The sequence below is a fragment of the Bradyrhizobium sp. 187 genome (genome assembly GCF_023101005.1).
Classification (GTDB): domain Bacteria; phylum Pseudomonadota; class Alphaproteobacteria; order Rhizobiales; family Xanthobacteraceae; genus Bradyrhizobium; species Bradyrhizobium canariense_D.
Window position 1 is genome coordinate 5,398,961 of record NZ_CP064693.1, and the last position, 12,538, is coordinate 5,411,498.

General features: G+C 60.5%; 13 protein-coding genes and 1 pseudogene. 8 read left to right on the forward strand and 6 right to left on the reverse strand.

Annotation, left to right across the window (positions count from 1 at the left end; genetic code table 11):
- Positions 1–5: 5 nt before the first annotated feature.
- The 3 genes and pseudogenes from IVB19_RS26125 to IVB19_RS26140 form a co-directional block, all read right to left on the reverse strand.
- Positions 6–1,223, reverse strand: coding sequence for a hypothetical protein (locus IVB19_RS26125; RefSeq protein ID WP_247820073.1), 1,218 nt, complete (start codon positions 1,221–1,223; stop codon positions 6–8).
- Positions 1,224–1,312: 89 nt separating this feature from the next.
- Positions 1,313–1,450 carry a hypothetical protein gene (locus IVB19_RS26130; RefSeq protein ID WP_247820074.1) on the reverse strand — a complete coding sequence of 46 codons (138 nt, stop codon included), beginning with the start codon at positions 1,448–1,450 and terminating at the stop codon, positions 1,313–1,315.
- 1,590 nt (positions 1,451–3,040) lie between these two features.
- Positions 3,041–3,340 (reverse strand): annotated as a pseudogene (locus tag IVB19_RS26140) (hypothetical protein); the annotation flags it as partial.
- 460 nt (positions 3,341–3,800) lie between these two features.
- Here IVB19_RS26140 and IVB19_RS26145 point away from each other — a divergent pair.
- A complete protein-coding gene (locus tag IVB19_RS26145) occupies positions 3,801–3,950 on the forward strand; it encodes a hypothetical protein (protein WP_247820075.1) in 150 nt (49 codons plus the stop codon).
- Between the two features lie 260 nt (positions 3,951–4,210).
- A complete protein-coding gene (locus IVB19_RS26150; protein ID WP_247820076.1) occupies positions 4,211–4,645 on the forward strand; it encodes a hypothetical protein in 435 nt (144 codons plus the stop codon).
- 151 nt (positions 4,646–4,796) lie between these two features.
- Here IVB19_RS26150 and IVB19_RS40475 read toward each other — a convergent pair whose 3' ends face one another.
- Positions 4,797–6,233, reverse strand: a complete 1,437-nt coding sequence (locus IVB19_RS40475) for an alpha/beta fold hydrolase (RefSeq protein ID WP_345946531.1) — start codon at positions 6,231–6,233, stop codon at positions 4,797–4,799.
- A 424-nt stretch (positions 6,234–6,657) separates the two neighbouring features.
- On the opposite strand from IVB19_RS40475, the gene IVB19_RS26165 reads away from it, so the two are divergent.
- The 3 genes from IVB19_RS26165 (at position 6,658) to IVB19_RS26175 (ending at position 8,688) form a co-directional block, all read left to right on the forward strand.
- Positions 6,658–6,867: a hypothetical protein gene (locus IVB19_RS26165; RefSeq protein ID WP_247370330.1), complete on the forward strand. Its 210-nt coding sequence runs from the start codon at positions 6,658–6,660 to the stop codon at positions 6,865–6,867.
- Positions 6,868–7,215: 348 nt separating this feature from the next.
- Positions 7,216–7,470: a hypothetical protein gene (locus tag IVB19_RS26170; RefSeq protein WP_247370328.1), complete on the forward strand. Its 255-nt coding sequence runs from the start codon at positions 7,216–7,218 to the stop codon at positions 7,468–7,470.
- A gap of 519 nt (positions 7,471–7,989) precedes the next feature.
- Positions 7,990–8,688, forward strand: a complete 699-nt coding sequence (locus IVB19_RS26175; RefSeq protein WP_247820077.1) for an outer membrane protein — start codon at positions 7,990–7,992, stop codon at positions 8,686–8,688.
- Between the two features lie 204 nt (positions 8,689–8,892).
- Here the strand turns inward: IVB19_RS26175 and IVB19_RS40265 are convergent, their stop codons facing one another.
- Positions 8,893–9,027 (reverse strand): hypothetical protein, encoded by a 135-nt coding sequence (locus IVB19_RS40265; protein ID WP_256474563.1) that lies wholly within the window; start codon positions 9,025–9,027, stop codon positions 8,893–8,895.
- Positions 9,028–9,495: 468 nt separating this feature from the next.
- On the opposite strand from IVB19_RS40265, the gene IVB19_RS26180 reads away from it, so the two are divergent.
- The 3 genes from IVB19_RS26180 (at position 9,496) to IVB19_RS26190 (ending at position 10,353) form a co-directional block, all read left to right on the forward strand.
- Positions 9,496–9,732, forward strand: coding sequence for a PilZ domain-containing protein (locus IVB19_RS26180; protein WP_247361381.1), 237 nt, complete (start codon positions 9,496–9,498; stop codon positions 9,730–9,732).
- A gap of 140 nt (positions 9,733–9,872) precedes the next feature.
- A complete protein-coding gene (locus tag IVB19_RS26185; protein WP_247488357.1) occupies positions 9,873–10,067 on the forward strand; it encodes a hypothetical protein in 195 nt (64 codons plus the stop codon).
- A gap of 43 nt (positions 10,068–10,110) precedes the next feature.
- Positions 10,111–10,353, forward strand: a complete 243-nt coding sequence (locus tag IVB19_RS26190) for a hypothetical protein (protein ID WP_247820078.1) — start codon at positions 10,111–10,113, stop codon at positions 10,351–10,353.
- A 7-nt stretch (positions 10,354–10,360) separates the two neighbouring features.
- On the opposite strand, the gene IVB19_RS26195 is transcribed toward IVB19_RS26190, so the two are convergent.
- Positions 10,361–11,731, reverse strand: coding sequence for an IS1182 family transposase (locus tag IVB19_RS26195; RefSeq protein WP_026233905.1), 1,371 nt, complete (start codon positions 11,729–11,731; stop codon positions 10,361–10,363).
- Between the last annotated feature and the right edge of the window lie 807 nt (positions 11,732–12,538).

Sequence of the window (12,538 nt, forward strand, 5' to 3'; positions counted from 1 at the left end):
GCGGACTAGCGTCGAAGCCGCCTCTGATCCCTTGCACGAGTTCGCGCGCCAAGTCGGGGCTGAAGGATACCAGCAACGGCACTATTCACTTCCGTCAGCACGGCCTCGGATGCGGCCTGCCTTGCCGCAAGATGTTCCAGTTCACTGAGAACGTCGATCCCCATCACCAACTCCCGCTTGCGCCGCCGCTCGTGCCGGTCGGCGGTCGCGGCGCCGGGGCTGTTGCGTCCGGGGATGACAGCCCGGTCGATCCGGGACCGCTCGAATTGATCGTTCCGGACAGGCGGACAGCGGCCTGCGCTTGTTTGACCACGTCTAGCAGGGATGACCCGGCGTTGATCGTCAGTTCGACCTTGGCGACGCCGTCGACCGTTCCGGTGACGTGCGTCTCGGCTGCCTTGTCGCCGCCGATGCCTGTCCCGTAAGTCATGGTCGGGGAGATTTCCGGAGCGATCGAGTTGTCCCCGTAGCCCCATTCCCGGCGGTACAGGTCGCGCATCGATCCCCGGCGTTGCAGGGTCAGGCGTTGGCCGCTGGTCGAGCCGCTGTAGCCGGCATCCTCTACGGACTTGTGCATCGAGCCCGCCGCCGACCGCAGCGGCGCCGGCAACCCAAGGCGCAGCCGCGGCGCCCGCGGCCCAGATGGCGCTTCCCGCGCCCGCCGTGGCCGCTGTGGCGGCCGTGCCCTTGGCCGCGGCGCCAACTGCGGCGGCGGATAGCTCCGCAGCGGCCGCCGTGAGCGCGGCGGCGGACCCGTCCAGCGCGACGGCAGACGTGCCGAGGCCGAACCCATTCATCAGCCCGGAGAGCAGGCCATACGTTCCGACCACGCCCGCAGTCGCGCCAGCGGTCATTGCGCCGTCGCCAAGCAGGTTCGCCGTCGTCGGATTGTCCGTCGAAAACTTCGATAGGCTGTCGGCCCAGCCGCCGATCGCCGACGACATGCTGGACAGGATGCTTGCGGCATTGTCCATCGCCGGCGAGGTCAACGCGCCGGCGAAGTTCGACAGCGAGGTCGTCAGCGAGTTCAGCGCCGTGAACGGGTCCGACTTGTTCGTTTCGGTCGCGTTGAGGCCCTGCGCATTGCCGTATAGGGTTGCATGATTTTGGAGCGACGCCTTTTGCGTGATGAGCTTCGCGACCAGATCGGACGACGTTCCCGGGAACATCTTGCGGGCTTCGGCGATCTGTTCGTTCTGGTCGGTGATGCCCGCCTTCTCCATTGCCGGGACAAGTTCATCCCACACCCATTGATCCGGACTTTGCATGGCCTTGCGCCATTCCTTGACGTGCTTCCCGGCCTTCAGGCCCTTCAGTTCGCCGGTCTTGGTTTTTTGAAGTCGCCTTCGTTCGCGAGGCCGTACCGGACGAAGCCCTTCGCGGCCGCGTGGCGGTTCAGGTTGGGGTCAACGTCCTCACCATTCTGCACAAGTAAATTCGCGGCTTTCATGTCGCAACCGTTTGCCTGTAAGCTCCGTTTCAGACTTCAATGGGCTGCACTATCGGACCGGAGCTTTTCCGGGCGGCCTGCCGCATGGGCCTTGAAGGTCTCGTCTCGAAGCATCGCGATCGGCCCTACCGCGGCGGCCGGCAAAAGCACTGGATCAAGGTGAAGAACCGCAGGCACCCAGCAATGGATCGAGAGCTGTGATGGCCGCGGAGTTGATGATTGGGTAGCCCAGTTCCCAATAAATCAAGTCCGTGCGGGATCTATGCCGCACGGACTTGATTGCAACTGTCCAGGCCCAGTCGGATTCCGTCGCAGCAGATCTAGCGTCCCTGTAATGCCCCTAGAAGGAAGCCCGTCATTTGCGACGGGCTCAAGGTCAGGGAGGAAAGGCGCCATGAAGGCGCGGGTTAAACTTATAACGAGTCGCGCCAATACCGTGTGTCGCAACTCACACTGTGGACAACAAAAGTGCCCGCGGGTCGCGCCATTCGATCGAGCCGCATCAGCCTTGATCCGGCTGCTGAGGCTGCCGGTCCGCGCACGATCAATGCACCACGCCGAGGTGAGCAGCCGTCGCGGATGCAGGGCGTCATCACACCATGGAGCTCTCAAACCCATGACCCCGTGAGATCATGTAGGGTCTGCCGTGGGCCATCAAGGCCGTTCGCCGCGGCGCTGGGGCCGCCCGGCACTGTGCGACGTCCGCGGCTTTCACTGCCGCTGCGCTCCCAGCAGGGCCAGTTGGCGGCCCCTTCTCTGCCCTGATGGCAGCCAAGGGCTCAGTCCAGCGCACCTCAGCGCGTTGGAGCTGGCCGCAGCCTTCTTAGCGGAGGGCCGCAAAGGTCGACATGCTCGGAACCGAGAGCGTAGCCCGAGATAGCTCCAAAAGACACACGCCAGACGGTGTTCGGATAGCTGCCGGCGCAAACCAAATGTGTCGTATCGGATGCATAGTTGACGCAGCGCTTTAGACACTGCCTCGCCAGCGCAGCTTGGCGATCGGGGCAGTTCAGGCCGGTTCTTTCGTCTTCGGCCCTCCCGGCGTCGTCCTCAAAAAAGCAATCCCGCAACTGCGCATTTCGAGTCAACACGTTCACGCATTGAGTGGTCGCGTCGCCGACCTGCGCCTTGGTCGGTTTCACCAATGGGCACTCTGGGGGAATCTGAGCTGGGACCACGTAGGTACGCGCTGGCCGGCGGGCGAGCACGGCGGCTCTGTGCTTGCTCACCGCGGACCCACGTGACGGCCCTCGAGAATCTTCGGCGCAGGCGATAGGAAGGCATCTGGTCCACAGCGGACCGCTGCTCACGCACCGATTGGCGTCTGGCGCGCAGCCGGTGGGGCAACAGGTTTGCGCAGACGCGGGCGATATCACCGCATATGCCAAAACCAGGATTGTCACCTTGAGACGGCGCATGTTCCCCCCACCAGACAGCAGCTAAGCGGCGCTCCACTTGTCCTTTTCAATCGCGCTCATTCTTTTTCTTCTTGTCATCTCCATCCTGGCCGCCAAAGCCCGAGGAGCCCTTGTTACCGCCGCCACCTCCAGATCGGGAGCCTTCCTCTCCGGAATGCGCGACCTTGGACCCCTTTGCGCCACCCGAGTTCTCGCCGCCACCCCCGCCAGAGCCCCCACCACCGCCGCCGGCTGATGAATACTCCTTGGTCGAGTGATCCTCGGTCGCGCTGTGTGGATCATTGTCGAAGGCTGAATGACTGCTGCCGCCGCCGCTATATCCTGCTCCGTCTTGGGCGCCGGAACGTGCGATGGCTGTTGACGTCAACGACGTCGACAGGAGTAGAGTCATCGCTGGCGGGGTTACGGCAGCAAACCTGCCACACATCTTCAAGAACTCCCGGCGGTCTTCGTCTTCTTCTGTTGTGGGCATCAGGTATTCCCCTCGGGCTAACTGCGACTATTTAACTTAAATCAGATTAAATAAATTAAATACTTTTAATTGGTTCAATCACGAAAACTTACGTTCTGGTGCGCCTACCATTGGTCGTACTGCCCTGCCGCGCGGCGGCAGAAGTTCTGGATCAGGTGAAGAACCGCAGCCACCACCCTGGCAAATGCGAGCCGCTGGATCCTGTTGGCGCTGAAGTATATTGCGGCAACTACTCGGGGTCAGTCGCTACTATGCTGTATAGAATTTCAGTTGCCGTGGCGTGGGCTTCTCTTGCCTTTATCACTACGCAAGTCTGTCTCCAATCCACGACAGGCCTCAACTGAGCAGTTCGGCCAATATCGAACACGTCGCGGCCTTTGCGTTCCTAGGTTTGGCATTTTGTGCCGCGTACCGGGACCGGATGACGCTGGTGTGCAGCCTCGTGCTTGGGAGCGCAGTGGTGCTGGAATTGTTGGAAAAGCTGACGCCAGATCGCCATGCTAGATTGCTGGATGCGTCCAAAAGGGTGGTCGGCGGGTTGCTTGGGATTTTGCTCGCCAGCATAGCTTTACGCCTGATCGAGCGCTGGACGGCTGCATCTGATGTCTAACGGTTCTTGCGGGTTGGGTTCATGCCCAATCGTGCCATAAGCCAGGGACGACCGTCGACATAGCTCACGTCCCAATATGGATAATCAACTTCAGCTGGTTGGGTCCCTAGTTAGCCTGCTTAGTCCCTTCAACCAGGCCAGGAGCCGACTAGTTCGTAAGGTTTGCGTTTGAACTCTCCCGCGCCGTCATTACTGTGATTGGATTGCCAATTGCCTTTCCCTCCGCGCTTCGCGGCCGGGTTCAAACCAATCGGACCACCATGTCCTCTAGCTCCAACGCCAGTATCGCCAAGAGAGCGCGCACGAAGGCTGAGGCGGATTTTGCCACCTGGCTCATGATGGCCAAGCTCGGTGGTTTCGATGACCTGCCGTCCAGCGCCCAAAGCTTTCTGACTAACTATCGAACTCGGCTCGAGACAATGAGCGAGGCCGAGTCCATGGCCCTAGCCGTTCGCGAGGTCTACAGCGCTTATTACAGCGAGATGGGAGGCGTAGGCGCAGCGCCGGAACCAAAGGCTCGAACGCCAACGACAGAGGGCAAAGCCGCGCGGTCCAAGAGACCGCCTAGACCTCAACCCGGTCAATCGGCTGCGCGCCATTCGACGAGGCCAATGACCCGAAAATCCCTCCCGGCACTGCTGATTTTCGCAAGCATGGTGGCACTGGTTGTCGCATTCGGATTTTTAGCGCAGTAAGACCGTCCGCGGATTGTGTGCGACGTCCGCTTTCCCCCGATAGCGACCCAAATAGCGGACATCGTGCACTTCGCTTGGCCAAGAACAGACATCAAGGGGAAACCCGTGGCGCATATTGGTCGGCGAAACGGAGCCGCCGTATCCAGTACCTTTAGTGTTGAGTATCGGAGGCAAGAAATGATCGTAGCTCGTCGAGAAAGCGTGCCAAAGCCGGCTCGCCCTCCAGCATGATGTGATTCCGGCCTTCGAGCGGGACAAAGCGGGCGCCGGGAATCCCCGCGGCCAGCCGACGGCCCGACTCGAACGGCACCCTCGCGTCGTTGCGGCAATGCATGACAAGGGTCGGCACCTTGACCTGCGGCAGTAGTGAACTGATTTCCACTTCGCCATTTGCCAGTAAATTGCGCGCTGCGTCTTCGGCCGAGCTCGAGATACGCTGTAGCTCGTTAAACCAGTCGGCCTGCTCCTTGTTAGCGTCCGGAATAAACTGGGACGTGAACATCTGCCTGAAGGCCGGGTTTTCCTGACCCCATCCTAGCCGCATCAGCGTCAGCATCGCATCCCCGGCCGCCTTCTCCGCCTCGGTCCTGGCGCGCTTCTTCCAGCCGACGACATAACCTCCGTAGAGAATCAGATGCGACACTCGCTCCGGATGCCGGACCGCGTAGGCAATCGAGACGGCGCACCCCTGGGATATGCCGAGCAGCGCGAACCGTTCGATGCCCGCGGCGTCGACCACCGCATCGAGGTCGTCGACGAACCGCTCGAATGTTACGTCCGGGATGTCACGATCCGAAAGCCCATTTCCCCTTGCGTCATATCGGATGAAAAGGTGCTCGCGGGAAAATTCCTGGTAGAGATGCCGCCAGATCGGACTTTCGAAGTCGAATTCGATGTGGGTCATCCAGTGCCCTGTCTTCACCAGCGGATGCCCTTGGCCCATCCGGGCGTAGGCCAGCTGCACGCCGTCGCCGGTCTGGCAGAAGTGAATTTCCTGCTTGTGTTGGACGGTTGACGCCGCCACGGTGTCTTCCGCAGACGAGGGAATCGCGGCGTCTGGAATTGCCTCGATGTCCTTGGCAGTGAGCCCGAACACGCCGACCGCGCGCGAGATGTTCTTCACAGCCTGCTCGCCCAAATCAGCAAAAGCCATCGACAGCTTGTCCCGGATCTGGTCGTTCGCCGCCCTGGATATGCATACGCCGCCGGGCTCGCAGAGCGTTTCCAAGCGTGCCGCGATGTTGACGCCGTCGCCGAAGATATCGTCGCCGTCGATGATAATATCGCCGACGTTGATCCCGATCCGGAACACGACCTGCCGTTCCGCAGCGATCCCTGCGTTGCGCCCCACCATGCTGCGCTGAATCTTGACCGCACAGCCGACCGCATCCACGACGCTGGCGAATTCCACCAGCATCCCATCGCCGGTGGTTTTGACGATGCGGCCGTGGTGCTCGGAAATGCCGCAGTCGACCAGTTCCCGGCGGTGCGACTTGAGGGAATTGAGGGTCCCCACCTCGTCGGCGCCCATGAGGCGGCTGTAGCCGACCACATCCGCCGCTAGAATGGCCGCAAGCCGACGTTGCATAGCTCTTGCCCTCTCTGCCACTGCTAGTCTGCCCGCAATGAGTGGCCGCGACAAGGCTGAAGCGGGCCGGTGGAATCCGCCTCGGATCAAAGCGCCGTTTTGATTTTGCCGCGCACTTCCGGTCTATCCCGATGATCGGACGTAGTCGGTGTCGGCGGCCACTTCGCAAAAGGCCCGATTGCGTTGACAAAGGCCGGAGGTAGTTCGTTGTAATGGCGCGATCGCCGATGCGGCCGACGGGCCTGACTCTGGATGCGCTCATTGATCCGTTCCATGCATTTTCTCTGTCGCAAACTCGGATGAGGTTTGGCTTAGATCGCCATCACCTCATGATGGGGCTCCGGACCTGCCTCTGCACAGGCGGAGGATATCAACCGTGGCAAGCGCGGCCGCGGTAAGTGCACCGGGAACATTGACCTAGGTCATGGGCCGGGCGCTGCCATGGCCGATGCTGGGCTATGATGGACACGTTCGTTGCGCGACAAGCGGCGAGTACGTTCAGCACCGGTTCGACGCTGAGTCGAATGCGGCACGCGCCTCCTTCATCCTCGTGCAATGCCCAGGCTGCGGCAAAAACCATTTCATCAATCGCGTGACGCACAAGCTGCTGTTGGGCCATGAAGACGACCGCTGATAGTGCCTCCACGCAAAAGCCGCTAAGGTTTCCCTCAGCGGCTTGTGTCGTTGCGTTGCGTTTGCGTAGAGGTTTGCCGCGCCGAGCGGTGCTCGAACGTTGCCCAAGCCTGCCACCCACAGGACGCACAACCTTCATGAATGAGGTGGATGCGTCATCGCATGAGGCAGTCGATGCGTTGCCTGTATGTCGGGGCCAACGTATCCCCGATGGACTATGATGTGTCAGCGGCGACGATGCGGATCAAGCCAGTGCTGCTGTCCTATCGGATGAAATAGATAGTCCCGCCGCCCTGCGTGCCTCAGTATCACGACCCATGATAGCAGCTCCATCGAGAGAGCTCCCTCCATGAAGCGGCGTAAGTATCATCCCGGCAACTTGATCCCGATGTTCCGGCTGGCTTCGAAGCTGTGCAAGCAAATGCGCGCGACGGGCTTCGCCGATAACGGCGGAGCCATTCACAGCGCCGAGCGGATACTGAACATCCTCGGCCAGTATCTGGTCTATCCGGAGCTGAGCCACATTAACATCTCCGCAACTATGACAGAGCCGAGTTCTCTGTTGCCGCGCGAGCAGCGTTCGACCGTGGTGGCAAGGTTCTGATCGAGCACGTCTCCCCGGTCAGAGACCTCACGCGAATAGCAATCAACAGGATCGATGAGCTAGACGACGACGCCTTCGCCATTTTGTGAAGAAGCACTTTCGTCTCGTGCTCCTGACCCCGGAAGAGGCGACGCGATTAAATCGTCAGAACCGCTCGAGGATGACCATTGATCGCCTTGCGGGCATTAAGATGGCTAAGCGCATAACTCGATAAACTCAAGCGCGACGGGGTTAGGCGGAATCGATTTGGCATGCCCAAATCAGAGTGTCTCGCCGCCATGCTGGCTGGGCGGAGGCCAACATGCATAGGCAAGCCTTACTCTCTTGATCTTCGCAAGCGTGTAGTGGCAGCGATCGAGGGCAGAATGTCCCGCAATCAAGTCGGCGCCGTTGCCTGCGGGCGTGCGCGAAAAACGCTGCCACTTCAGCATTCTAGTCCACTGTGTGTCTTGCGCGCTACAGCAAATTCGGTGGATTAGGGTAGCTTTGGCACAGCTTGTGAAACCTGAGAGACTCGAAATGAAAAAGTTCCTTCTCGCTACTGTCGCTTTTGCCGCCCTAGCGGGTCCAGCATCGGCCGCTGATATGGCCGCGCGTCCTTACACCAAAGCCCCGGCGATGCAGCCCTCGCCGATTTACAACTGGACCGGCTTTTACATCGGCGGTCACGTCGGCGGCGCATTCGGCGGCAACAACAACATTCTGGCCCCCGGCTTCACCGGCACCAATAGCAACGACGGTGTGTTCATGGGCGGCGCGCAGGTCGGTTACGACCATCAGTTCTCACCGAACTGGGTGCTGGGCATTGAAGCGAACTACAGCTTCCTCGACACCAATAACAATCCCTTCGTCAACCGTGGGCTCGGTTCGGTCACCGGTCGCCTCGGCTACACCTGGGGTCCGGCGCTGGTGTACGTCAAAGGCGGTTATGCCTGGGCTGACTCCCGCCTTACGAATGGCTTCGGCGGCGGCACCTTCACCAACAACGGCGGTGGTCGCGACGGCTACACCGTAGGCGGTGGTCTCGAATACCTGTTCGCCCAGAACTGGTCGGGCAAGGTCGAATACCAGTACTATGACTTCGGCACCCGGAACGCTCTCTTCACCAGCGCCGCTGGTGTTGTGACCGCCGTCGGCTTCCGCAATGACGAGCACACCATCAAGGCCGGCCTGAACTATCGGTTCAATTGGGGCGCTGCCTCGGCTTCTCGTTACTGACGGCTTACATAATATACTCAAAAGGGTCAGCCTCGGGGCTGGCCCTTTTTCATGAGCCGGAATGACTGGCGCCAGGATTGCGTGTTTATCGGACATCGAGGGGCGCTTCGTCTCCTCGCCCTGCGGTGCGCGGGGCGGACGTCCGGCGGGACTGGAGCACCAAGGCCGTGCTCGTGCCGTGGCGCGGGTTTAGCCGGCTCTCACCTATCGCTGGAAGGAATGCTCGATCTCGCGCAGCATAGCCAGGGCGCGGTCAGTGTAACGTCCTTGGGATAGTTGTTGGTCCGCAAGACCGGCCGCCACCAATACAAGACCAGCTATGGCCACGCCCTTGATCATGGCCTCTTCCGCTTTTGCATCACCAGTCGCGACGGGATGTTATGGAGATGCGCGCGGCCTCGCACGACTGGCTCTGTACTGCCGAGCGCGCGGGCGATCTCATCTGGTCGCCGCCTAGCCGCCGCCATCGCCAGCAGTTGTTGATGCTCCTGCGGCGTCCCCCTTGGCACCAACGGTAACCGTGACTGTGCCATCGCTCCGGCATCCCCAGCTTACCAATCCCTCTTAGTGAGCAGACCTGGACGGCGGACAAGGCGTTGCACTTCCGGAACACTGCAGGCGTAAGGTTTTCTGCGCTCGCTCGCACAACCTCCGATGCCCGCGTGAAGACATCAGGTCCACTGGAAGGAGACTCTCGCTGGACCAGCCCACGGTAAATGCTTTCTCTATTTGCCCGCAGAATGTACTCCCGCCTTTCCACGACAGCTTTATCGATCTGTAAGAAAATCTGGCTTAAACTTTGTCCCCATGGAAAAGCGAACCGCACGCCGTCAACGTGTATTTAAGTCGGCAATCATCGAGTTTCCCGGGGGCGCCTTCAGTTGCGTCGTCCGAAACTTCTCCGACCTGGGCGCCAATCTGGACGTGCCCAGCGCATCTGGCATTCCGCACGAGTTCACACTCGTCATTCCGAGTGCGCAGTCCCAGCTTTCCTGTCGAGCGGTGTGGCGCTCGGAGCGACGGATCGGGGTTGCGTTTTCCTGATCATCATCCTGGTGCTGGCGGTTGGTTAGCGAGGCTATATGGGCTCAGGCCAAGACGCTGGCCCATGATCCGGCAACCCGTTGGCTTATCGCAAGCTCTAAATCACGGTCCTCCTCGCCGGCAAGAGGCGGGGCTAAGTGATGAACGACCAGAAGAACTACAACGAGCGCTACTTCCTGCGCTTGCTCCAACATGGCCCGTTTGAGCGGCGGCCGCGCGGAGGCTGGCGCTTCGGTGTCAAGGTAATCAGCGATGCCATCGTCGAGCGGCTCCTCGCCAGTGGCCGCGCGGAGATTACCGGCTCGCAATTAAGGCTGAAGCCGCTCGCAAGCTAACCTCTGATCCGCCGAGCAGATCGAGCTGAGCTACGACCTCGCCATGATAGTGCTGGCGCACCTGACGCGCGAGCGTGACGCGGGCGCCACCACGATCGGCTGGCTGATCGGCATTGTTCAGGACGACGGCCCGCGCGATACTGTCGCCGAGGTAATCGAACCGGCCCAGTTGGTCCGAGACGGGCCGATTTTGTTGCAAAAGTTGGCTGCAATGGATTTGGCCGCTGGGCCTTTTGTTGAGCCGCGCTTTGAAGCGCTGGCCCTGACGCATTTTACGCAACTTTGACGCTACGCTACGCGATGCGCAGAACCTGAGCCGGCGGCGGTCGTGCGACCAGCGATGCAAACCGCCTCAGATTCTGAGCGATGGCGGCTAGAACAAACTCATCCTGGGCACCTTGCGGGCCTCGCAATCGGAGCCGACCAAGCTTCAGGATGCGCTTCAAGTGTGCGAACCTCATCTCGATCTTCTTGCGCTGACGCCGAGAGAGCTCGAAGCCCTCGGTGCCAGCGAACGACCGGGCAACGTCTCGGGCATGCTCATGGATATCGCGCGGGATCTTGCGTGATGGTTCCTTTGGGCAGCACTGCGGTTTGAGCGGGCATACATCGCAGTCGAGCTTGCTGGCACGATACAGAAGGGTCTTGCCCTCGTGCACGGTACCGCTCGTCCCAAGCCGCTTACCACCCGGGCAGTGGTAAACGTCCCCGGTTGGGTCATATCGAAAGTCGCTCCGCGAGAAGGTGCCATCATCCCGCTTCGACTTATCGAACACAGGGATATGCGGCGCGATGCCCTTCTCCTCGACCAGCCAGTTCAGCATCGGAGCCGCTCCGTAAGCGGTATCCCCGACAAGTCGCTCTGGCTTGAGACCAAAGCGCTCCTCGGTTCGTTCGATCATGGTTTTTGCTGCACCGACCTCGGCCTGGCGAATGGCGCGGGAGGCCTCGACATCCACGATGACGCCGAACTTCACGTCGATGAGATAGTTGTCGGAGTACGCGAAGAATGCCGGCCCCTTGTGAGCGCCGGTCCACTGCGCTGCCGGATCGGATGGCGAGACAAACTTCGGGATGACATCGCTGGCGGCGCCCCACGCCGGATCGTCGAGGGTTGCCAAATACTCCTTCACCGCGCGGCTGGACCTGGCCGGATCGCGATCCCTGCGCCAGTCCTGACCTGCGATCGAGCGCTGCTTGTTCGCGTCGGCCGCAATCAGGCTCGCATCGACTGCAAATCCTTCGCCACCAACCAGACCGGCGGCAATGCATGTCTCGACAATCCGTTCGAACACGCGGCGGAGAACATCTCCATCACGGAAGCGCTCGTTGCGGGCGCGCGAAAATGCCGAATGATCCGGGACAGCGTCCTCGATACCAAGCTTGCAGAACCAGCGATAGGCGAGGTTCACCTGCACTTCACGGCAGATCAGCCGTTCCGAGCGGATCGCAAAGACATACCCCACGACCAGCATCCGGATCATCAGTTCCGGATCAATCGACGGGCGCCCCATCGACGAATAGTGAGATGCTAGTTCACCGCGAAGCCAGGACAGATCGAGAGCAGCATCGATCTTCCGCACCAGATGATCTTCGGGTATCGCGTCGCCAAGACGAAACTCGTAGAACAGTTGACCTTGGTCACTCTTCAGACGGCCCATCATGGATCGACCTCGCCGAGATTCGCGTCAACACAACGGAATCACGGTTCGTGACTTGTCTCAACCGACTTTTGCAACAAAATCGGCCAGAAGCAGACCGTTCACGCGGCAAGCTCATCTTCATCTTTGGTTTTTCTCGCCTGGACTCGCCTTAGAACCAACTTGCCGAATTTCCCCATCGTGGTTACGACTTGTGGTTGCTTCTCACTACGTTGCAAGGCAACGGTTCAGTTGCCCATGCGTCAAGACCAAAGAACAAGAAAGCCGACGGGTGACCTTTGAGCACAGCTTGCCAGCGCAAATGATGGCGATCGATGGCACCTTGGCGTCGTTCGTGTACGCGTTCAGCCCTTGCAAGTCTGCGGGCCTGCTCAAGCGCTTCGGCGCCAGACCCGGCCGGAGCCGGCAGCTCGGTATATCGTCCAAATAGAAATAAACGCTCGGCCGGCCATCGTCGAAGCAGAGTTCACAGCTGCCGCTTTGGGGCACCTTCGTGCTTGCGGATGCAGACGGAGACCATCCCGACACCAAGCCACGCGCGGCTGGCAAAGTTGTCGATTACTGGTGGCTCGATCGGCGGCGCGGCGATCTACTGCCTGGCGTGGGTGTGAATAAGGGGCGTCAACTGGGGCGGCGTCAGCCGAGAGCGACAGTATCGACCCGCAGACAAGGAAGACACCTATAGGCATATACTGCGGGTAGGGTCGCAATCTCTGGCAGCAAGGCGAGGTACTCCATCTGCCGTCTGCACTTCAGACAGATCAAGATGGGGTGATTGTCCTCGTTGAGGCCGCGCGTGATTGCCCAAGC